The organism is Pseudomonas baltica (assembly GCF_014235765.1).
GTDB lineage: Bacteria > Pseudomonadota > Gammaproteobacteria > Pseudomonadales > Pseudomonadaceae > Aquipseudomonas > Aquipseudomonas baltica.
Map to the genome: position 1 here is coordinate 59,619 of NZ_JACMYH010000001.1, position 20,050 is coordinate 79,668.

The window sequence follows — 20,050 nt, forward strand, 5'->3', positions numbered from 1 at the left end:
GGCTCAACCTATTTCCGGAGTGTTTGATCATGTCTGATCAATCAATGAATGACAGTGCGTCAAGCCAGGAACGTCCCGCCAGCCGTGTCAGCGAGGGCTTGCCGTACCCATTGGGCGCGACCTGGGATGGGTCGGGCGTCAATTTTGCAATCTTTTCCGCCAACGCCACCAAGGTTGAGTTGTGCCTCTTCGATGCCGACGGCGTCGAAGAGATCGAACGCATCGCCTTGCCTGAATTCACCAACGAGATCTGGCACGGTTACCTGCCCGATGCGCGCCCGGGTACTTTGTATGGCTACCGCGTGCATGGTCCATACGATCCTGCCAATGGTCACCGTTTCAACGCCAACAAACTGTTGATCGACCCCTACGCCAAGCAGATTTCGGGCGAACTGAAGTGGGACGACGCGCTGTTCGGCTACACCGTGGGCCATGAAGACGGCGACCTGTCGTTCGACGAGCGTGACAGTGCACCCTTCATGCCACGCTGCCGCGTGATCGACCCGGCCTTCACCTGGGGCAGCACCGCCAAGCCGAACGTGCCGTGGGAAAAGACCATTTTCTACGAAACCCACGTGCGCGGCTTCACCATGCGCCACCCTTCGGTGCGTGAGTCCGAGCGCGGTACCTTCGCCGCCTTCCACGAGAACGACGTGGTCGAATACATCCGTTCCCTGGGTGTCACCTCGGTAGAGCTGATGCCGGTTCACTATTTCCTCGATGACAACCATCTGCTGGAAAAAGGCCTGCACAACTTCTGGGGCTACAACACCCTGGGCTTCTTCGCGCCGCATGCCCGCTTCATGGCCGGCTCGTCGATCGCCGAATTCAAGGTCATGGTTTCGCGCTTCCACAAGGCCGGACTGGAAGTGATTCTCGACGTGGTCTACAACCACACTGCCGAAGGCAACGAGATGGGCCCGACCCTGTCGCTCAAGGGTATCGACAACGCCAACTACTACCGCCTGATGCCAGACGATGCGCGTTACTACATCAATGACACCGGCACCGGCAACACCCTGAACATGAGCCACCCCTGCGTCTTGCAGATGGTCACCGACTCCCTGCGCTACTGGAGTTCGGAAATGGGCGTGGACGGCTTCCGCTTCGACCTCGCGACCATTCTGGGTCGTGAAGCCCACGGCTTCAGCGAAGGCGGTGGTTTCCTCGACGCCTGCCGCCAGGATCCGGTGCTGGCCAAGGTCAAGCTGGTCGCCGAGCCGTGGGACTGCGGCCCGGGCGGCTATCAGGTGGGCAACTTCCCGCCGGGCTGGATGGAATGGAACGACAAGTTCCGCGACATCTCCCGTGCGTTCTGGAAGGGCGACGACGAGATGCTCGGCGATTTCGCGAAAATCTTCCTGGGCTCGGGCGACCAGTTCAACCGTCGTGGTCGCAAGCCGGCGTCTTCGGTCAACTTCATCACCGCGCACGATGGCTTCACCTTGAACGATCTGGTGTCGTACAACGAGAAGCACAACGAAGCCAACGGTGAAGACAACCGCGACGGCCACTCCGACAACCGCTCGTGGAACTGCGGCGTCGAAGGTCCGACCGACGATCCGGAAATCGTCGCGCTGCGCTACCGGCAGATGCGCAACCTGCTGGCGACGCTGTTTCTTGCCCAGGGCACGCCGATGCTGCTGGCGGGCGATGAGTTCGCTCGTACCCAGGGTGGCAGCAACAACGCCTACTGCCAGGACAGCGAAATCGGCTGGGTTGACTGGAACATCAGCGAGCAGAGCAGCGAGCTGCAGGACTTCGTCAAGTACCTGATCGAGCTGCGCAATCGCTACCCGCTGCTGCGCCGCAATCGCTTCTTCACCGGTGCCTACGACGAAAGCCTGGGTATCAAGGATGTCAGCTGGATCCAGCCCAACGGCAGCGAGATGGGCGTCGAGCAGTGGCAGGACGGCAGCAACCGCTGCATGGGCATCCTGCTCGATGGCCGCACCCAGTCCAGTGGTATCCGCCGCGCCGGGGTCGACCATTCGTTGTTGATCGTGGTCAACGCGCACCATGACGTGGTTGGCTTCACCTTGCCGGAAGTGCCGGAAGGCAAGCGCTGGATCCTGCAACTGGACACCAACCAGACCGACTTCGAAGCCGGTGAGTCGTTCGACTTCGGCACCGAGTACGCCGTCACCGGACGTTCGGTACTGATGTTCGAACTGGCCAAGCCAGTGAGCAAGAAGCGTCGCTGATACCGCTGCAACTCGATGCCCCACGTTGGCCAGTCCTGGCCAGCGTGGGGCATCTGTCCTTCCATGATAGCGACGAGACGCTGTAGACGCTGAGATGGCAATTTGCTAGCTTGCTCTGCAGGCGCCGGTCAACCCCGTGACTGGCGGCCATGTGTACCGTCGAACTCATCCTTTGCTGCCCTTACGCAGCCACACATGACGACCTTCGACGACTCCGAAACTTGCTGCCCGTGCACGCCCGTGCGTTGGATATTGCCACGATGTTGATCAGACGCCGCCCATCGCTCGCAGGTTTTATCGGCCTGGCGCTCGGCTTGATCGTGTTTTCGGCGTTCTCGCTGCTGCGGTCCGAAATCCAGCGGCAGGAAACCCGCTTCTCCGAGTATGTACAGAGCATCGCCGGCACCGTACGCAATCAGCTCGACACCAACGATGCCGTACTGGCAGGTTTTGCGGCATTCCTGCAGGCGGTCAAGCAGAGCGATACCGATGCGGCAGCCCGCTACGGCGCGGCCGTGCTGGCGGCGTACCCGCACATCTACATGCTGGAAGTGGCGCGCAGCGTCCCGGTGGACGAGCAATTCGATTTCACGGCATTGCTGCGGCGCACCTGGCTGCCCGATTTCGAGTTGAAGAATTTCGAGGTCAAAGACGCGCACATGAAAGGCGTAGCGCCAGCCGTGCCTGGGGTCGGCGGGTCGCGAGCCATGACGGACGCGACCTGGCCCATCCTGTTCATGTCGCCGCAGCTGCCGCAGGCCAGCGTCATCTATGGCGTGCGCCTGGAAACCGTGCCGTACCTGGCCAACGCGCTGGCGCGTATTCGTCAGAACTCGCTGCCAGTGGTGTCGCCGGTGTTCGCCCTGCACGAAGGCGGCAACGCCTACATTCTCATGAAGTCGGTGTCGCGCCCCGATGAGGATACCCAGCACACCTTGCCGAATTTCTTCGGCAGCACCATGGTGGCCATGCTGCTGATCAAGACCGATGCACTGCTCGGCGCCATCGTGCGCCACAACAGCGACTCGCGTGTGGCAGTGAGTGCTCAGTTGCACAGCACTGACAGCCCCAGCCAGGTGGTCGCCATGGAGCCGGTGGCGGGGCGTTGGTGGGACGAACTTGCCTTGCCGCGGCTGACCGACAGTGTGTACGTGGACAGCCCTACGCAACCTGTTTCCCTCAGCTTTCAACGGCAACTACGCCTGATGGACGTGCTGGGTCCGGGAAATCTGTTGATTCTGGCAATCTTGATGGCGAGCCTGGTGGTGGTGCCGATGGTGCTGGTCAGGCATTTCTCGGCCATCGAGGCCGCCGAACTGGAGCATGAGCGCTCGGCATTCCTGGCCACCCACGACGTCCTGACCCAGTTGCCCAACCGTTACCTGCTGGCAGACCGCTTCACCCAGGCACTGCAGCAATGGACCGAGCAAGGCGTCCCATTCGCGGTCATGCTGATCGACCTCGACCATTTCAAGCAGATCAACGATGAGCACGGCCACGCGGTGGGCGACCAGGTGCTGCAGGCACTCGCCAAACGCATGCGCGAGACGGTGCGCCACTACGACACGGTCGCGCGTTACGGTGGCGATGAATTCGTCGCGCTGGTCTCCGATCTGACCAATCCGGACAGCGTGATCCTCAAGGCGCAGCAGCTGCTGGATGCGATCGAGTTGCCAATCGGCACCAGCGTCGGTGCGCTGTCACTGTCGGGCAGCGTCGGGATCTCGCTGTGCCCCGTACACGGTGAAGATCTGGACACCTTGCTCAAGGCGGCCGATCAGGCAATGTATCAGGTCAAGCTGGAAGGTCGGCAAGGGGTGGCGATGGCGGGCGCTGTTTGATAGGCAGTGGCGGGAAAGGCGGCTGATATTCTGGAGATAGCGGCGAGTGCACGGCGGCCCAGGCAGGGCAGGGGCACTCGATGAGTGCCCCGACAGGGTTCAGAAGACCAGCTTGAACAGGCCGATGACTACGACCAGGCCAATCAGGAAGATGATACCGACGGTACTGCCAAGAAACTTCAACATGGGATGACTCACATCAATGGGTGTTACTGCTCTAGACAGCGGCCCTCGGCGCTCGTTTCATCCCATGTCGATCGGTGATCCCGGTCCGTTCCTTTGCAGCAGCCAAGGCCGGGCACTGCCCAGCCTTGTTGTGGGGTACCTCAAAGCGCCGGAATGACGCCTGCGGTAGGCTCTACAACCGGGGCTTCGATGGTCGGCTCGCCAGGCGTGAGAATGACCTTGCGGCAGTCCTCCTGCTTCTTGTCGAAGATCTTGTAGCCTTCGGCGGCCTGCTCCAGCGACATGCGGTGGGTAATGATGGTTTCAGGCGTCAGGCGGCCCGCTTCGATGTGTTCGAGCAGCTCCGGCAGATAGCGCTGCACGTGGGTCTGGCCCATGCGGAAGGTCAGGCCCTTGTCGAACGCGTCGCCGAACAGGAAGCCGTGGATGAACCCGGCGTATACACCCGGCACGCTGACTACGCCACCACGGCGCACAGCGGCAATGCACTGGCGCAGTGCCTTGCCGCTGCTGCCTTCCAGCTTCAATGCCGCCAGCACGGTTTCGGTGGTGCTGCCCTTGGCTTCGAAACCCACCGCATCCACTACGCCGTCGACACCTCGTGAGCCATGGGTCTGGCGAATGATGGTGTCGGCAGGGTCATCGTCTTCATCGAAGTTGATCGGAATCACGCCGTAGGCCTGTTGCGCATACGCCAGGCGGTAGGGATGGTGATCGACCATGAAGATACGCTCGGCGCCGAGCATCCGCGCCACGGCGGCGCACAGCAGCCCGACGGGACCGGCGCCGTAGATGGCAATGCTTGAACCCTGGCCAATCTCGGTGTTGTTCACTGCCTGGAAAGCGGTCGGCAGGATGTCGGAAAGAAACAGTACCTTCTCGTCGGCCAGAGTGCCCGGCACCTTGAACGGCCCGGTATTGGCCTTGGGTACACGGACGTACTCGGCTTGCCCGCCGGGCACGCCGCCGTAAAGGTGGCTGAAGCCGAACAACGCCGCGCCTGGTGGAATCGACTTCTTGTTCAGAATCGCCCCGCGGCCGGTATTGGTCGTCTCGCACGCGGCGAACTGGTCCAGGTTGCAGAAGAAACAGCTGCCACAGGCAATCACGAAGGGGATAACCACCCGGTCGCCGGGGCTGACTGCAGTGACGCCGGTACCGACTTCCTCGACCACACCCATGAACTCGTGGCCGAAGATGTCGCCGTGTTCGACCGTGGGTATCTTGCCGCGATACAGGTGCAGGTCCGAGCCGCAGATGGCGGTGGCCGTGACGCGCAGAATGATGTCATCGGCATCCTGCAGCTGGGGATCGGGAACGGTGTCGACCTTGACGTCGTGAGCGCCGTGGTAGGTAAGTGCTCTCATGTTCTTCAGCCTCTTGATCAGGGATGGTTATCAGCAGAGGGATACCAAAACCGGGAAGTTCAAGCGGATATGCTCAGCGGAATCAGGAATCATTCCGATGTTCGATGGGTGAGCGAGGGTGCGGCGAGGGTGATTGCGGATTGGCTGCGGGGGTTGCGTGGGCAACCCCCGGCATGGTCCTGCAACAGCGGATGATACCAAGGCGATGAAGCGAAGCGCAGATCGGACGGCTCAATGAGCCGTTTCGATTCCCAGTTCTTCACGTGCCTGCTGGCCGGACGGCCTCCAGCGCACATCGGTAATACCATACTGCTCGGCCTTGGGCTTGCTGACTTTCTGCACCCGTTCGCGACCGAACTTGGGGATGACACCGACCCCTGCATCACAACTTGCCCAATGCCAGGCATCGGCATTGTTCAGGGTCGGTAGACGGATGATGAACGACTTTTCCGCTCCATGGAGCCGGTAGTCAATGATGAACAGTGTTGGGTTCGGCATGGTGATCTCCTGCGTTGACTCATCATTGAGTTGTGATACGCAGGAAAGATTCAGAAAATGTGTGGCACAGCGACGAGTTGTCGCTTGCCTGGCGAGCCCTCTGCAATCAGGTGTGCGAGTCCCACTCGACGGCAGGCATCACTTCCAGTGGCGCATGGGAACCCTTGCCACGAATTTCGTTGACCGCATACAGCACCAGCAGTCGAAACGTGGTGCTGTCCTTGTATTCATGGGGCGACAGGCTGCGCATCACTTGCGCGGGGACATTGGGGTCGATCAGGGTCAGGTTGAGCAGCCCTTCTTCCATGTGGGTTTCATGTTTGAGGGGCGGGTCGAGCCCTGCTAGTACCGCTTCGATGGAAGCCATGGAGTCACCCTTGACGGTCGATGTTGAGAAGGCAGGGGAATAAACCGGCTGAAATTGCCCGGGGCTGTAAAAGCTATAGCTGATGTTGGCCGAAACCGCCTCCCTGCTGCCATTGGTTTTTCCACGGCTCGGCCGCAGCCGCCACTTCCATGCTCGAGATCCTCCAGCATGCTTTTTCCTGTGCCCTGGTCGATGCTTTTGAGTAAGCTGGCGGCACGTGCAATGGATGCAACGGAGGCTGGCTAGCGATGACGGAAGACCAGGCTAACTACAAGCGGCTGCTGACGCTGATAGAGAGCGCCCAATGGCAGGCATTCGGCAGCGAGGACGGTTTCGCCCTGCGCGCTTTGCTGCTGGTCGGTTACGTGGTTACCACGGTCACCCCAGATAGCCGGACGCGGCTGGCCCTCACCGTGCGCGGCACCCGCTATCTCGAGGAACTGCGCAGCGAAGTCTGACCGCTGCGGGGCATTTCACCCACCAATGTGCTCATTGGGCCATCACGAGCGTCAATCCTCCCCAACGGGCCCGAGGCTGGGGCCGCGCCGCTTGCCAGACCCGGACCGTTCTCGGGTATACCGCTCTTCAAGGATCCGTTCCATGCCGCGACCCTCTGCGCCCCGTCCTCGTGTCGGGGGCCGTCCCCACTGCCTGTCTTCGATTGCCATGTCACGCACGCCCCGATGGCCTGCCTTGGGCCTGGCAGCCGTGTTCGGCGCACCTTCGTGTGCCCTCGCGGCCCAGGTCATGGAATTGCCGGCTGTCGAGGTCAGCGAGGCCCGCGTGAGCGAGCTGGACGAGGCAGGTCTGGCATTGCACTCGGTCCCGGGCGGTACCAATCTGATCGACGCCGACGCCGACGCCGACGCCGACGCCGACGCGAGTGAGCGCGGGCGGCTGGCGGGCAATGAAGACCTGTTCAGGAATCAGGCAGGCATCTATGCCCGCGCTGCCAACAACGAAGGTGCGAAAATCTCCATCCGCGGTTCGGGCATCAACCGAGGTCCCGGCGCGCATTCTTCGGGGCTGTACCAGATGTTCGACGGCCTGCCGCTGACCGGCCCCGGCGGCACGCCCTATGAGTTGCTCGAACCGCTGTGGCTGAGCCGTGTCGAGGTGCTGCGCGGAGCCAATGGCTTCGACCGTGGCGCGCTGGCCCTGGGCGGCGCCATCAACTATGTCACGCGTACCGGCTACGACGCCGCCAGATTGCAGCTGCGCTACGAAGTGGGCAGCCATGGCTACAGCAAGCGCCAGGTCAGTTCCGGCCAGGTGCTGGGAGATGCCGACTATTATTTCAGCGTGACCGATTCCAGCTACGACGGCTTCCAGGACCAGAGCGCCGGCGGCAGCCGTGGCGCTGCAGGCAACTTCGGCTATCGCTTCAGCCCGCAGTTGGAGACCCGGTTTTTCTTCCGCTATCGCGAGACCGACAACGACACGCCCGGCAGACTGACCCGCGGGCAGATCGCCCACGACCCTCGCGCGGCCAATGGCTTGAACCTGGCGCGCGACTCCAAGCGCATCCAGCCGGGCAGTACCTGGCTGGCCAACAAGACCACCTGGCACCTGGATGACGGTGCCCGCCTGGAAGCCGGGCTGGTCTATCACGACTACCCGATGGACCTGCGCGAAGGCACCAATCGGATGAAGGTGGCCTACACCGATGTCAGCGGCACGTTGAACTATGTGCGCGAGGACGACCTGCTCGGGCATGTCAGCAAGACCACAGTGGGGTGGCGCAGCACCAAGGCATTGCCCAATTCCGGAGTGTCGGAATTCGTCCGCGTGCCGGTCGGCAACACGGCTGGGTATGCACCTGGCACGCGCACCCGCGATTACAGCTACCAGGGCTCCGACCATACGCTGTACGTCAGCAACGAACTGGAGCTGCTGCCGGACCTCTGGCTGACCAGTGGACTGGCCGCCCTGTACACGCGTCGCGAGACGGAAGTCAGTTACCCGGTGACCAACGACCGCGTCAGCCTGCATGCCTGGGACTACGCGCCACGCCTGGGCCTGCGCTACGACTACAGCCCGCAGTTGCAGGTGTTCGGCAACCTCAGTCGTTCGGTGGAACCGCCGCACCCGTGGTCGATGATCTGGGGCTCCAACCGCTACTTCGCGGTGGGCAGCGGTGCGGCCACGGGTTTGCAGAGCAACGGCGTCGAACTCGACAACCAGAGCGCGACCACCCTGGAACTGGGCGGGCGAGGGGAGGCCTGGTTCGGCCAATGGGACCTGGCCTGGTATTACTCGCAGGTGCGTCACGAACTGCTCAGCGTCGAGACCCAGGCCGCCACGGCCACGCGCTCGCAAGTGATTGGCGAGGCCAATGCCAGCCCGACGGTGCATCAAGGTATCGAGCTGGCACTGGACAGCCCCTTGTGGGACGGCCACCAGGCCGGGCGCCTGGCACTGCGGCAAACCTATACCTACAGTGACTTCCACTACCGTGACGATGCGCGTTTCGGCGACAACCGTCTGCCCGGCCTGCCCGAGCATTACTATCAGGCCGAACTGCGCTACGACCACCCCAGCGGTGTGTACACCGGCCTCAACGTGCAACACGCCTCACGCATTGCCGTGGACTATGCCAATTCCTATTACGCGGCGCCGTATACCCTGTTCGGTGCCAGCCTGGGCTACGCCGCCCCGGACGACACCTGGCAGACCTGGCTGGACGTTCGCAACCTGACCAACAAACGCTATGCCAGCACCGTGACTCCGGGCTATGACGATCAGGGCCGTGACGGCGCGCGCTCGACCCCCGGCGACGGCCTGGGTGTCTATGCGGGCATTTCCTGGACCTTGCGCTGACCAGGCGATGAGCAGCCGGCCAGGGCCGCGCCGGTTGCGTTAAGATAGTGGCCTACCCGCTTTGGCAGAGAGCAGCAGTGATCCTCAACAGCCTGGTTTTTTTCATCACCTTGGCGGCCATGGAAGGCGTTGCCTACTTGGCCCACAAGTACCTCATGCATGGTTGGGGCTGGGGCTGGCATCGTTCCCATCACGAGCCCCGCACTGGCTGGTTCGAGAAGAACGACCTGTACGCGGTGGTGTTCGCAGGGCTGGCAATCGTGCTCATTGCCCTGGGGACCCAGGGCCTGCATCCGCTGGAGTGGATCGGCGCGGGCATGACTGCCTATGGCGCACTGTATTTCGTGGTTCACGATGGGCTGGTGCACCGGCGCTGGCCGTTCCACCTGGTGCCCCGGCGTGGTTACCTCAAGCGCCTCTACCAGGCGCACTTGATGCACCACGCGGTAGAGGGCAAGGAGCGCTGCGTCTCCTTCGGCTTTCTGTTCGCGCCTTCTACGACGCGTTTGCGTGCTCAGCTTCGCGCACTGCACCAGGGGCCGCTGCGCAAGGCGGACGAGGCCGACTCCACAGCTGCGCAGGGCGCTGCGGCCACTGCCGCCAGCGAGCGCTGACGGCGCGCCATCCGCCTTGGCTCACGGCTGCCAGCTTTTCCGCCTTCGAGGTTGAAATGCGGGCATCCCAGGCATGGCTGCCCGCCGCAACTACCTTCACGCCGATCTGTCGGTACACCGCGGCGGCGGTCGCCACCGCCCAGGCCGAGCGCCAGGGCAGGGCCGCCAGGCCGGCCTGGGCACTGGCGTAGTAGGGTTCGGCCAGGTTGACCAGGCGCTGGGCGAGCACTGCCACGGCCGGTCGGTGCTCAGGCGCGGCCAGTGCCTGCAGCGGAATGTTCAACTCGTCCAACCACTGCGCGGGCAGGTAGCAGCGGCCGATACGCGCGTCCTCGACGATGTCTCGGGCAATATTGGTCAGCTGGAACGCCAGCCCCAGGTCACAGGCCCGATCCAGGGTGCGTGGATCGTCAGTGCCCATGACCCGCGCCATCATCAGGCCGACCACGCCAGCCACGTGGTAGCAGTACTGCAGCGTGTCGTCCTGGGTGTGATAGCGGCGGTCCACCACGTCCATTTCAAACCCGGCCAGGTGTTCCATTGCGTTGTGTTCGGGAATGCCGTGCTCGCGCACGACCTCGGCGAACGCGGCAAACGCTGGTTCGCCGGCAGGCTCCCCGGCGTACACCGCACGGGTCTGGGCCTGCAGCAGGGCCAGCCGCCGCTGCGCTTCTTCAGCGCTGATCGATACCGCGTCGTGGCCGGCCTGTTGTCCGTCGATCACGTCGTCGCAATGGCGGCACCAGGCATACAGCATCACCGCACTGCGCCGCGTGCGTTCGTCGAACAGCTTGGCGGCTGCAGCGAAGCTTTTCGAACCCACGGCGATGCTCTGCTCGGCATGTTCGCGCAGCGCCGGATCCGGCGCCGGCGTGCTCATGAATGCAGGTCCGCGATCATCAGCCCGGCAGTCGCCTTGGCCGAGCCAATCACGCCCGGTACCCCAGCGCCTGGATGGGTGCCGGCACCGACCAGGTAGACGTTGTTCAACTGCGCATCGCGGTTGTGCGGGCGGAACCAGGCACTCTGCTGCAGCACCGGCTCGAGCGAAAACGCCGAGCCCAGGTGCGCGTTGAGTTCGGTCTGGAAATCATCCGGGGTGAAGATGCGGCAGGTGACCAGATCTTCGCGCAAGCCGGGAATGTAGTGCTCTTCCAGGTATTCGAAAATCCGGTCGCGGTACAGCGGGCCCTGCACCGACCAGTCGATGGCTGCATTGCCCAGGTGCGGAACCGGCGACAATACGTAGTGGCTCGAACAGCCCGGTGGGGCCAGGCTGGGGTCGGTGACGCAGGGCGCATGCAGGTACAGGGAGAAATCCGTCGCCAGTTCGGCGCCGTTGAAAATTTCGTGGATCAACGCCTGGTAGCGCGCACCGAAGCACACCGTGTGGTGTTGCAACTGCGGTTGTGGGCGCTTCAGGCCGAAATGGATGACGAACAGCGAGTTGCTGAAGCGCTTGCCCTTGAGGCGCTTGCCCTCGCGTCGACCGCGCGGGTGCTCGCCCAGCAGGTCGGCGTAGGTATGCACCACGTCGGCGTTCGATGCCAGGCAGTCGGCGCGCCAGCTGCGGCCGTCGCGCGCATGCACTGCCGTGGCCCGATCGTGCTCGACGTCGATCTTCGCCACTTCGGCATTCAACTCCACGGTACCGCCCAGGTCCTGAAACAGCTTGACCATGCCTTGCACCAGCGCGCCGGTGCCGCCCTTGGGAAACCACACGCCCCATTCGCGTTCCAGGGCATGGATCAGGGTGTAGATGGACGAGGTGGCGAACGGGTTGCCGCCCACCAGCAGCGAGTGGAACGAGAATGCCTGGCGCAACTGATCATGCTCGATGAAGCTTGAAACCATCGAGTAGACGCTGCGCCACGCCTGCAACCGAGCCAGTTGCGGACCCGCCTGGAGCATGTCGCGAAACGACAGGAAGGGCACCGCGCCAAGCTTGAGGTAGCCTTCCTTGAACACCGCCTGAGAGTAGGCCAGGAAGCGCTGGTAGCCGGCGACGTCCGGTGGGTTCAGGGCATGGATCTGGCGGTCCAGTTCGGCCTGGTCGTTGGCGTAGTCGAACTTCGTGCCGTCTTCCCAGCACAGCCGGTAGAACGGCTTGACCGGCAGCAGATCGACGTAGTCGGCCATGCGCTTGCCACTGAGGGTGAACAGTTCTTCGATGGCCGAAGGGTCGGTGATCACGGTCGGGCCGGCGTCGAAGGTGAAGCCCTGGTCGCGGTAGACATAGGCTCGGCCTCCGGGCTGGTCACGCTTTTCCAGCAAGGTGGTGTGGATGCCTGCGGCCTGCAGACGGATCGCCAGGGCCAGGCCGCCGAAGCCTGCGCCGATGACGATGGCGGTTTTAGCTGGATTCATGGGGGTTCTCGAACTGCCGGGGAGAAGATCTGAGGGCGGCGCGCACGGCCTCGTCGACGGGCACGGGAGGCTTGCCGACGAGAATCCGGGCGCGGTCACGCCAGTGGTTTTGGCCTGCATAGAATCGACTGATCAGCGCGGGCGACAAGCGGTAGAAGCGTTGCATCACCCGCCAGCGATCCTGAGGCTTGCCGGCCAGGAACAACATGCGGTTGAGCAGGCGATAGAAACCCTGCGCCTGCCATTGCTGGCGTGCGTGTTCGCGGATACCCGTGAACAGGCGGTCGGCGTCCATGTCGGTCTGCTCCTCCAGCCACTGGGCCAGGCGCACCGCATGGGGCAGCGAATAGCCGGTGGTGCAGTGAAACAGGCCGGCGCGCAGGCCGGAAAGGGGTTGGCCGGCGGCTTGCTGCCAGAACGCATCGAAATCGCCGGCCAGGGTGATCGGCAGCACGCCCTGTTCTTCGCGCAGGCACTCGGCGATTGTCCAGCCCTGCCAGCGCACGTAGTCGGCGATATGCTCGCGCAACTGATCGCAGCTCAAGGTGTGGCGATCCACGTAATGGGTGTCTTCGACCAGCACCGTATCGGCCGAAAAGGGCAGCACGTAGACGAAGCGATAGCCTTCGCCCTGGCTGACCCGCGCGTCCATGATGATTGGCCCCAGCAGGCCGTGGGGCTGTTGGAGGCGCAGCAGCTGGCCGACGAATGCCTGCTGGCCCAGCACCAGGTGGCGGCTGGGCTGCACGCCGCGGCCGTCGATCACCGCCTGGGCCTGCAGCGTCTCGCCACTGGCCAGGCGCACGTGTCGCGGGCCCAGTTCGGCAATGGTTTCGCCCAGGCGCAGGCTCGAGCCCAGGGCCTGGGTGATGACCTCGGCAAAGCGCTCGCTGGTGATGCTGGCGTAGCCGCTGTCCATTCGCCGCGAGACCTCGGCGAAATGTACCTGGTAGCAAGGCCAGCGCTTGACCACCAGGGGTTCGATCCAGTGGTGCTGCTCGGCGGTCAGGTCGCCATCGTGGAACGACCAGGTATGGTTGCCGCCCAGGCTCTGCTGCGAATCGATGCACAGTACCTTCAGTTCAGGGCGCACCTGGCGCAGTCGCCAGGCGATCAGGCCATTGGCCAGGCCGGCACCGGCGAGGATCAGGTCGTAGGTCATGACGGGGCTCCGGCCACTACGGGTTGCCGCGTGCGCACTGCGGTTTCGACGACAGCCGCCGCCTTGGCCGTGCCACCCGCGCTGGCCAGTTCTGCCTTCAAGCGGGCAAAGGCCGGTGTCGGCATGTCGAATACCTCGCGCAGCACCTGGGCAATGCGCGAAGGCCGCGCGCGGCGCTGCAACTGGCGACCGATGCCATGATGGCGCACGCGCGCGGCCACGCCGGGCTGGTCGAAGGCAATGGGCATCACCAGCATGGGCGTGGCGCTGGCGATGGCATCCATCACGGTGTTCAGCCCCCCGTGGGTGATCACCGCATCGGCCCGTTCGAGGGCCCATTGCTGCGCCGCGAAATCGGTCACCCATGTGGCGCCCAGGCGGTGCAAGCGTTGCTCCGCAGTTGAATCGAGCAGGCCGCAGTGGGCTATCAGCAATTGCACGTCGAGGTGGCGGCAGGCCTTGGCCATCCGCTCGAACATGCCCAGGCGCTGGCCTTGCAGCGTGCCCAGGCTGGCGAAGACGAACGGGCGTTGCGGGTCGATTGGCCAGTGCCCCTGGCCGTGAATGGTAGCGTTGCGCAGCGGGCCGACGGCGTGCAGGTGGGGCGGGGCGTGCTGGCGGGGAAAGTCGAAGCCGGCCAGGGTCTGGCTGATCTGCGCCAGTGGCGAAAGACATTCGTGCAACGCACTGCGTGGCGCCAGGCCGAGGGTTTTCGCAGCGCTCTGGATGGCGCGCGCATGGGGCTTCATCAACCAATCGTAGACCTGGGTGCTGCCGCGGTACATGTGCAGGCTGCGCTCGTCCGTGGCATAGGCGAAGGGCATCACCGGCAACGGCAGGCCCGGCTCACGGTTGACCGGCAGCGCGCAGGCTATCGAAACGAAGGGCAGCCCCAGGCTTTCCGCGACCAGGCCGCCGGCAGCCTCCATCTGGTCGCACAGCAGCGCGTCGACGCCGTGTTGCGCCAAGGCTGCCGGCAGCTCGTCGCAGAACATGCGGGTGGTCGCTGCCAATTGCTCGATGATCTGCCGCAGGCCCCACGGTGTGCCTGGGTTTGCCGCCAGACGCAGGCTGCGCTGCAGGCTGCCGGGCGGATGGCTGGCCTGGCCCAGCACTGCGAAGCCGATACCGGGAGCCGTGACCCAGCGCGCGGCGTCCGCCTGGTGGAAGAACGTGACACGGTGGCCTCGTCGCATCAATTCCTCGGCCAAAGCCTGCAGGGCGTGAAAATGACTGTAGTAGGCGGGCGCCACGACGCCGAAGTGGCTCATCGAGGCAGGGCCTGCGGACCCAGCAGGCGGGCATGGCGCAGGCCTGACAGATTGGCCGAGCCGGTACAGAAACAGGCCACGCGCAGTTGGCGGATGACCACCTCGAAGTGTTCGATCACCGCTTCGGTGGACAGCGTTGCGCCTGGCAGCACGGCAGCGGCCTGGCCAACGATGTCCGCGCCCAGGCGAATGGCCTTGGCTGCATCGACGCCATCGCGAACGCCGCCCGAGGCAATCAAGCGTACCTGCGGCAAGGCCTGGCGCACGGTCTGGATGCAGGTCGCCGTGGGAATGCCCCAGCCGGCGAATGCCATGGCCACCGCACGGTCGGCCGCGCGGGTGGCGCGTTCACCTTCCACTGCGGCCCAGCTGGTACCGCCTGCGCCCGCCACATCAATGACCTGCACGCCGGCCTCGACCAAGGTCTGCGCGACGCTGGCCGAGAGTCCGGCGCCGACTTCCTTGATCACCACCGGTACTTTCAGAACAGTCACTGCACGGGCGATCTGCGCCAGCACGCCGCGCCAGTGCCGGTCGCCTTCGGGCTGCACCGCTTCTTGCAGCGGGTTGAGATGAATGATCAGGCCGTTGGCTTCCAGGGTGTCGACCGCACGATGGGCGAGGTCCATGCCGTCTTTCTCGAGCAACTGTGCTGCACCGATGTTGGCCAGTAGCGGGATGTCCGGGGCGATGCGCCGCAGGTCGCGGGTGAGCCCCTGGTCGTTGCCGGTCTGCAGGCTGACCCGCTGCGAGCCGACACCCATGGCGATGCCCAGCGCCTGCGCCGCTTCGGCGAGGTGACGGTTGATCGCCACGGAGCGCAGGGCGCCACCGGTCATGGAACTGATCAGCAAGGGTGCGCGCAGGGCGATGTCGAGCAACGAGCTGCTCAGGTCGATGTCTGCCAGGTCCAGTTCGGGCAGCGCACAGTGTTCGAACTGGACCACGTCCCAGCCGGCGCCCGCCCGTGTGCCGGCCCTGAGCGGGTCCAGAACGATGTCCAGGTGGTCATCCTTGCGTCGACTCAACTCGTCGTGCTTCATGTCAGCTCCATTGCTCAGGAATCATTTACGGCCGCCTGCGGTCTGTCCATGGTAGAGAGTTGTACGGCGTGCTCATATTCGCATAACGTATGTCCATCTTCACAGGCTCAGGCATCGGCGCTGCGCAGTCGTTCCTTGTTTAGGAGCGCAGCTGCCCGCGCCAGGCCATGCCGATACCTCGTCTCCGGCGGCCGCAGGACTCGAAACAAGAACAGAGGGAACGATGACAGCTGACACGTCTGCGACCAGCGATAGCGGTTTCACCGAGCACATGGCCCTGCTGCGCACGACCATCGAAGCGCGCCTGGACGCCTTGCTGCCCACGGCGAGCAATGAGCGCGACCTTGTGGCCACGGCGATGCGCGATGGTGCCCTGGCGCCGGGCAAGCGCATGCGTCCGATCCTGTTGATCCTGGCGTCGAACGGCTTGGGGGCCAGCGACCAGGCGGCCCTGGATCTGGGCTGCGCGGTGGAAATGGTCCACGCCGCATCGCTGGTGCTCGATGACATGCCCTGCATGGACGACGCCAGGCTGCGCCGGGGCCGTGTCACCACGCACCTGGCGTTTGGCGAAGACGTTGCCATTCTGGCTGCAGTGGCGCTGTTGTCGCGGGCCTTCGCCGTGGTGGCGGGCATCGACGGGCTGAAGCCTTCGATTCGAACCCAGTTGGTGGAAATATTGGCCAACGCCATCGGCGCTCAAGGTCTGGCCCGGGGTCAGCTGCAAGACCTGCGCGAAGGCCTGCACCCGCGCACCGCAGAGGAAATTGCCGCCACCAACAACCTCAAGACCGGCGTGCTGTTCAGCGCAATCATGGACATGGCCTACCTGATCAGCGATGCACCACCGCCTACACGCGCCGTGCTGCAGTGCTTTGCCCTGGAACTGGGGCAGGCCTTCCAACTGTACGACGATCTTCATGATCACAGCCCAGCCACGGCCAAGGACCAGGGCAAGGACGACGGCAAGTCGACCTTCATGGCGCTGTGCGGTGAGGATGAAGTAAAGCGGCGCCTGCAGGAACACCTGGACAAGGCTCGCGCCTGCCTGGCCGACGCCTATGCGCAGGATGATCACATCAGCCGCTTCCTGCAGCTGATATTCGTCAAGGCCGCTACCTGCGCGTGACCTTCACCTGTCAGTACTCCTTTTCCCGAATTATGCTCCTTCACGACAAAGGGCATCGAGTACGCTCGATGCCCTTTGCTGTTCGATCGGGTTGAAGGTCTGCGCTACCTGATCGTCAGGCGTGCGGGTTGCTGCCTTTCTCCGCATCGTGTTTCTTCGCGGCGTCGACGCCTGCGCTGCTCAGTTTTATCGGGTATTCGAGCGCGGGTTCGTGGTCTTCGACCGTGACCGGCTTGCCCTGGATCAGGCCTTTTTCCTGCAGCGTCTTGATCATTCCGGCCACTGCCTTCTCGCCGCGATAATTGTCGAGAATTTCCTTGCCCAGGCCGTGGGGATGCGCGTGCAGCAAACGGGTGAGTACTTCGTGCTCAAGTTCGACGTTGCTCATGAATGCCTCTCTGACTGCTGAATGAAAATGCATCGGTTACGCCATTGTGACTCGGTCAGGCGCGAGAGATTCCTTGCGTCTGCGATCACACCTGCACAGGCGCCGCACAAAAAAAACAAACTTTTGCGCGGACAAGGAAGTCGACTTTGCACGCGTATCCATTTCGAGGGATGTTTTCGCAACGCATTTTTTGCGCACCTTTTCTTTACCAACCTATGGAGATACCCATGGCCAACTATCCAACTCCGCCGTTCGAGCCGCAGCAGCAATCGGTACCTGGCACGCAGTCGAAGATGAATCCCGTTCCCGACTGTGGCGAAACCAGCTACAAGGGCTCAGGACGGATGGCCAACAAGGTCGCCCTGATCACCGGTGGCGACAGCGGCATTGGCCGCGCTGTGGCGATTGCCTATGCCCGCGAAGGCGCTGACGTTGTGATCTCTTACCTCGATGAGCATGAGGACGCCAAGGACACCGCCCGTTACGTCGAGGAAGCCGGACGCCAGTGCTTGCTGCTGCCAGGCGATCTGGCCGAGAAAGAGCAGTGCCTGGCCATCGTGGAGAAGACGGTCGAGCGTTTCGGCCGTATCGACGTTCTGGTCAACAACGCCGCGTTCCAGATGAGCCACGAAACCCTGGACGAGATTCCTGACGAGGAGTGGGTGCGTACCTTCGATATCAACATCACAGCGATGTTTCGTATCTGCAAGGCAGCAGTGCCGCACATGCCGTCGGGCGGTTCGATCATCAACACCAGCTCGGTCAACTCGGACATGCCCAAGCCGACCCTGCTGCCCTACGCGACCACCAAGGGCGCGATTGCCAACTTCACCGCGGGCCTGGCGCAGTTGCTGGGCAAGAAAAACATCCGCGTGAACAGCGTGGCACCGGGCCCGATCTGGACGCCATTGATTCCGGCGACCATGCCGCCGGACGCAGTGAAGACCTTTGGCGAAGAAACCCCGCTGGGTCGCCCGGGGCAGCCGGTGGAGGTGTCGCCTATCTATGTGTTGCTCGGGTCTGATGAAAGCAGCTATATCTCCGGTTCGCGCTATGCGGTGACAGGGGGCAAGCCTATTCTGTAAGGCTGCGCCCGGTTGGCGGTCCTTGTTTTGTCCGCTCGGGCCTCTTCGCGGGCAGAGCCCGCTCCCACATACTCCCAAGTCCACCCGGGACCCCTGTGGGAGCGGGGCGGGCGGCGAGCCCTCTGCCCGCGAAGAGGCGCTCCAGCCGTACATAAAGATCAAACCACATGAGCGACCTGCAGCCGCGTCAACGCCTGCACCTTCAATCCCGCCAACACCGGATCCCGCCGATCCCTCGGCTGCGCCAGATCCACATCGATCCCACCGCCTATGCCACTGGCCCGATGCCCCATCACCAACACCCGATCACTCAGATATAGCGCTTCATCCACGTCATGAGTCACCAGCAACAACGCGATGTCATGGCGCTCAGCCAAGTCCAGCAACAAATCCTGCAGCTTCATTCGGGTGAACGCATCCACGGCACTGAACGGCTCGTCCAGCAGCAACACCTTGGGCCTGGAATAAAGCCCACGGGCGATCGCCACCCGCTGCGCCATGCCGCCAGACAATGCCTTGGGCAGCGCCTCGGCAAACCCGCCCAGTCCCACTTCGTCTATCAGCTGCCGCACCCAGGCCTGGTCATAATGCCCATCATCGTGAAAGCCGATGTTGCGCTCTACATTCAGCCAAGGCATCAGCCGCGGTTCCTGAAACACGAACGCCACCGAGTCGCCCGCGCTGTCGAGCTCACCGGTGTAGTCCTGATCGAGCCCTGCGGCGATGCGCAGCAGCGTACTTTTGCCGCAACCACTGGGCCCCAGCAGGCTGACCCGCTCACCAGGTTGCAACTGCAGTTCCAGGTCCTTGAGCACCACGGTGTCGCCGAATGCCTTGCGCCGGACACGGAGGCTCAACAGGGCATCGTTCATGAGCGGCTCCCCGAGGCTTCGCCGGTGAATGCATCGCGCCAGCTGACGCAGCGTCGCTCGAGGGCCGCAAGCAGGCCATCGCTGAGCTTGCCGAGCACCGCCAGGGCGAGGATCGCTGCCAGAACGATGTCCGGCCGCGAGGTTTCGCGTCCGTCGCTGAGCAGGTAACCCAGGCCTTTGGTCGCGGCAATCAATTCGGCGGCGACCAGAAACATCCAGGCCATGCTCAGGCCGCTGCGCAGGCCGGTGAACAATCCCGGCATGGCCGCCGGCAACAGGATACGCACGGTCAGTCGGCGGGCGTTGAAACCATACATCTGGCCGACCTCGACCAGCTTGCGGTCGATGTTGCGAATGGCGGCAACACCGTTGACGTACACCGGAAAAAACGCGCCGATGGCAATAAGCACGATCTTGGACGTCTCGTCGATGCCCAGCCACAGCAGCAACAAGGGCACCCAGGCCAGGCTCGGTATGGCGCGCAGACCCGCGAAGGTCGGCTCCAGATAGGCCTCGGCTTCCCGGCTCAGGCCCACCCAGGCGGCAAATACCAGGGCCAGCGACGCACCGATGACGAAACCTGCCAGCACGCGGCCCACGCTGGCGAGCACGTGCTTGCCCAGCGCGCCCTGCGCCAGTTCGGCGAGCGTCAGTGCCACATCGCTGGGCGCCGGCATCTGGTAGGCGGGAATCCAGCCGGCCCGCACCACGACTTCCAGCACTGCGACGATCATGCAGGGCAGCAGCCAGCCCTTGGCGCCGCGTCGCCAGGCCGTCGATACACGCCCAGGGGACGATGCGGCGACCCTGGGCAGGGCTTTTTCCGAAGTGCTCAT

The 20,050-nt window shown here is 63.6% G+C and carries 19 protein-coding genes; 7 read left to right on the top strand and 12 right to left on the bottom strand.

Features of this window, described 5'->3' with window-relative positions:
* The first annotated feature begins 29 nt into the window (after positions 1-29).
* Positions 30-2,204 (top strand): glycogen debranching protein GlgX, encoded by a 2,175-nt coding sequence (gene glgX / locus H7993_RS00290; protein WP_244646794.1) that lies wholly within the window; start codon positions 30-32, stop codon positions 2,202-2,204.
* Between the two features lie 260 nt (positions 2,205-2,464).
* On the top strand, positions 2,465-4,045 hold the full coding sequence (locus H7993_RS00295; RefSeq protein WP_185793032.1) for a GGDEF domain-containing protein: 1,581 nt from the start codon (positions 2,465-2,467) through the stop codon (positions 4,043-4,045).
* A 99-nt stretch (positions 4,046-4,144) separates the two neighbouring features.
* Here H7993_RS00295 and H7993_RS21045 read toward each other — a convergent pair whose 3' ends face one another.
* From H7993_RS21045 to H7993_RS00310, 4 genes are all read right to left on the bottom strand, one after another.
* A complete protein-coding gene (locus H7993_RS21045; protein ID WP_442962755.1) occupies positions 4,145-4,231 on the bottom strand; it encodes a small membrane protein YohP in 87 nt (28 codons plus the stop codon).
* Positions 4,232-4,371: 140 nt separating this feature from the next.
* The gene (locus tag H7993_RS00300; protein ID WP_185793033.1) at positions 4,372-5,598 is read right to left on the bottom strand and encodes a zinc-dependent alcohol dehydrogenase; all 1,227 of its coding nucleotides are present in this window, start codon (positions 5,596-5,598) and stop codon (positions 4,372-4,374) included.
* Between the two features lie 231 nt (positions 5,599-5,829).
* Positions 5,830-6,096 carry a DUF6555 family protein gene (locus H7993_RS00305; RefSeq protein ID WP_122477350.1) on the bottom strand — a complete coding sequence of 89 codons (267 nt, stop codon included), beginning with the start codon at positions 6,094-6,096 and terminating at the stop codon, positions 5,830-5,832.
* A 106-nt stretch (positions 6,097-6,202) separates the two neighbouring features.
* A complete protein-coding gene (locus H7993_RS00310; protein ID WP_163007545.1) occupies positions 6,203-6,463 on the bottom strand; it encodes a hypothetical protein in 261 nt (86 codons plus the stop codon).
* Positions 6,464-6,711: 248 nt separating this feature from the next.
* On the opposite strand from H7993_RS00310, the gene H7993_RS00315 reads away from it, so the two are divergent.
* The 3 genes from H7993_RS00315 (at position 6,712) to H7993_RS00325 (ending at position 9,897) form a co-directional block, all read left to right on the top strand.
* Positions 6,712-6,921 carry a hypothetical protein gene (locus tag H7993_RS00315; protein WP_122477353.1) on the top strand — a complete coding sequence of 70 codons (210 nt, stop codon included), beginning with the start codon at positions 6,712-6,714 and terminating at the stop codon, positions 6,919-6,921.
* Between the two features lie 208 nt (positions 6,922-7,129).
* Positions 7,130-9,283 carry a TonB-dependent receptor family protein gene (locus H7993_RS00320; RefSeq protein WP_185794135.1) on the top strand — a complete coding sequence of 718 codons (2,154 nt, stop codon included), beginning with the start codon at positions 7,130-7,132 and terminating at the stop codon, positions 9,281-9,283.
* Between the two features lie 77 nt (positions 9,284-9,360).
* On the top strand, positions 9,361-9,897 hold the full coding sequence (locus H7993_RS00325; RefSeq protein ID WP_122477356.1) for a sterol desaturase family protein: 537 nt from the start codon (positions 9,361-9,363) through the stop codon (positions 9,895-9,897).
* On the opposite strand, the gene H7993_RS00330 is transcribed toward H7993_RS00325, so the two are convergent.
* From H7993_RS00330 to fni, 5 genes are read right to left on the bottom strand one after another with little or no spacing between them, the layout of a single operon-like run.
* Entirely contained in the window at positions 9,779-10,777 is a 999-nt protein-coding gene (locus tag H7993_RS00330) for a phytoene/squalene synthase family protein (RefSeq protein WP_185793034.1), read from the bottom strand. The genes H7993_RS00325 and H7993_RS00330 overlap by 119 nt on opposite strands.
* Entirely contained in the window at positions 10,774-12,264 is a 1,491-nt protein-coding gene (locus H7993_RS00335) for a phytoene desaturase (RefSeq protein WP_185793035.1), read from the bottom strand. Before H7993_RS00335 ends, H7993_RS00330 begins: the two co-directional genes overlap by 4 nt.
* The gene (crtY, locus tag H7993_RS00340; RefSeq protein ID WP_185793036.1) at positions 12,251-13,426 is read right to left on the bottom strand and encodes a lycopene beta-cyclase CrtY; all 1,176 of its coding nucleotides are present in this window, start codon (positions 13,424-13,426) and stop codon (positions 12,251-12,253) included. Before crtY ends, H7993_RS00335 begins: the two co-directional genes overlap by 14 nt.
* Positions 13,423-14,697: a glycosyltransferase gene (locus tag H7993_RS00345; RefSeq protein ID WP_185793037.1), complete on the bottom strand. Its 1,275-nt coding sequence runs from the start codon at positions 14,695-14,697 to the stop codon at positions 13,423-13,425. The genes crtY and H7993_RS00345 overlap by 4 nt, the downstream gene beginning before the upstream one ends.
* Positions 14,694-15,740 (bottom strand): type 2 isopentenyl-diphosphate Delta-isomerase, encoded by a 1,047-nt coding sequence (gene fni, locus H7993_RS00350; protein WP_185793038.1) that lies wholly within the window; start codon positions 15,738-15,740, stop codon positions 14,694-14,696. The genes H7993_RS00345 and fni overlap by 4 nt, the downstream gene beginning before the upstream one ends.
* A gap of 223 nt (positions 15,741-15,963) precedes the next feature.
* Here fni and H7993_RS00355 point away from each other — a divergent pair, with 223 nt between their 5' ends.
* Positions 15,964-16,869, top strand: a complete 906-nt coding sequence (locus tag H7993_RS00355; RefSeq protein WP_185793039.1) for a polyprenyl synthetase family protein — start codon at positions 15,964-15,966, stop codon at positions 16,867-16,869.
* Positions 16,870-16,984: 115 nt separating this feature from the next.
* Here H7993_RS00355 and H7993_RS00360 read toward each other — a convergent pair whose 3' ends face one another.
* Complete coding sequence (locus H7993_RS00360) at positions 16,985-17,257, bottom strand: hypothetical protein (RefSeq protein ID WP_122477368.1); 273 nt, start codon at positions 17,255-17,257, stop codon at positions 16,985-16,987.
* A 227-nt stretch (positions 17,258-17,484) separates the two neighbouring features.
* On the opposite strand from H7993_RS00360, the gene H7993_RS00365 reads away from it, so the two are divergent.
* Positions 17,485-18,342, top strand: a complete 858-nt coding sequence (locus H7993_RS00365) for an SDR family oxidoreductase (RefSeq protein ID WP_185793040.1) — start codon at positions 17,485-17,487, stop codon at positions 18,340-18,342.
* A 158-nt stretch (positions 18,343-18,500) separates the two neighbouring features.
* Here the strand turns inward: H7993_RS00365 and H7993_RS00370 are convergent, their stop codons facing one another.
* Positions 18,501-19,214 carry an ABC transporter ATP-binding protein gene (locus tag H7993_RS00370; protein ID WP_185793041.1) on the bottom strand — a complete coding sequence of 238 codons (714 nt, stop codon included), beginning with the start codon at positions 19,212-19,214 and terminating at the stop codon, positions 18,501-18,503.
* Positions 19,211-20,050 carry an ABC transporter permease gene (locus H7993_RS00375; protein ID WP_185793042.1) on the bottom strand — a complete coding sequence of 280 codons (840 nt, stop codon included), beginning with the start codon at positions 20,048-20,050 and terminating at the stop codon, positions 19,211-19,213. The genes H7993_RS00370 and H7993_RS00375 overlap by 4 nt, the downstream gene beginning before the upstream one ends.

Coding starts and splice junctions, on each gene's coding strand:
- fni (WP_185793038.1), bottom strand. CDS start 15,740: ATGAAGCACGACGAGTTGAGTCGACGCAAGGATGACCACCTGGACATC.
- crtY (WP_185793036.1), bottom strand. CDS start 13,426: ATGACCTACGACCTGATCCTCGCCGGTGCCGGCCTGGCCAATGGCCTG.
- H7993_RS00315 (WP_122477353.1), top strand. CDS start 6,712: ATGACGGAAGACCAGGCTAACTACAAGCGGCTGCTGACGCTGATAGAG.
- H7993_RS00300 (WP_185793033.1), bottom strand. CDS start 5,598: ATGAGAGCACTTACCTACCACGGCGCTCACGACGTCAAGGTCGACACC.
- H7993_RS00320 (WP_185794135.1), top strand. CDS start 7,130: ATGTCACGCACGCCCCGATGGCCTGCCTTGGGCCTGGCAGCCGTGTTC.
- H7993_RS00365 (WP_185793040.1), top strand. CDS start 17,485: ATGGCCAACTATCCAACTCCGCCGTTCGAGCCGCAGCAGCAATCGGTA.
- H7993_RS00310 (WP_163007545.1), bottom strand. CDS start 6,463: ATGGCTTCCATCGAAGCGGTACTAGCAGGGCTCGACCCGCCCCTCAAA.
- H7993_RS21045 (WP_442962755.1), bottom strand. CDS start 4,231: ATGTTGAAGTTTCTTGGCAGTACCGTCGGTATCATCTTCCTGATTGGC.
- H7993_RS00355 (WP_185793039.1), top strand. CDS start 15,964: ATGACAGCTGACACGTCTGCGACCAGCGATAGCGGTTTCACCGAGCAC.
- H7993_RS00345 (WP_185793037.1), bottom strand. CDS start 14,697: ATGAGCCACTTCGGCGTCGTGGCGCCCGCCTACTACAGTCATTTTCAC.
- H7993_RS00330 (WP_185793034.1), bottom strand. CDS start 10,777: ATGAGCACGCCGGCGCCGGATCCGGCGCTGCGCGAACATGCCGAGCAG.
- H7993_RS00305 (WP_122477350.1), bottom strand. CDS start 6,096: ATGCCGAACCCAACACTGTTCATCATTGACTACCGGCTCCATGGAGCG.
- H7993_RS00335 (WP_185793035.1), bottom strand. CDS start 12,264: ATGAATCCAGCTAAAACCGCCATCGTCATCGGCGCAGGCTTCGGCGGC.
- H7993_RS00370 (WP_185793041.1), bottom strand. CDS start 19,214: ATGAACGATGCCCTGTTGAGCCTCCGTGTCCGGCGCAAGGCATTCGGC.
- H7993_RS00360 (WP_122477368.1), bottom strand. CDS start 17,257: ATGAGCAACGTCGAACTTGAGCACGAAGTACTCACCCGTTTGCTGCAC.
- glgX (WP_244646794.1), top strand. CDS start 30: ATGTCTGATCAATCAATGAATGACAGTGCGTCAAGCCAGGAACGTCCC.
- H7993_RS00375 (WP_185793042.1), bottom strand. CDS start 20,050: ATGAGCACTTCGGAAAAAGCCCTGCCCAGGGTCGCCGCATCGTCCCCT.
- H7993_RS00295 (WP_185793032.1), top strand. CDS start 2,465: ATGTTGATCAGACGCCGCCCATCGCTCGCAGGTTTTATCGGCCTGGCG.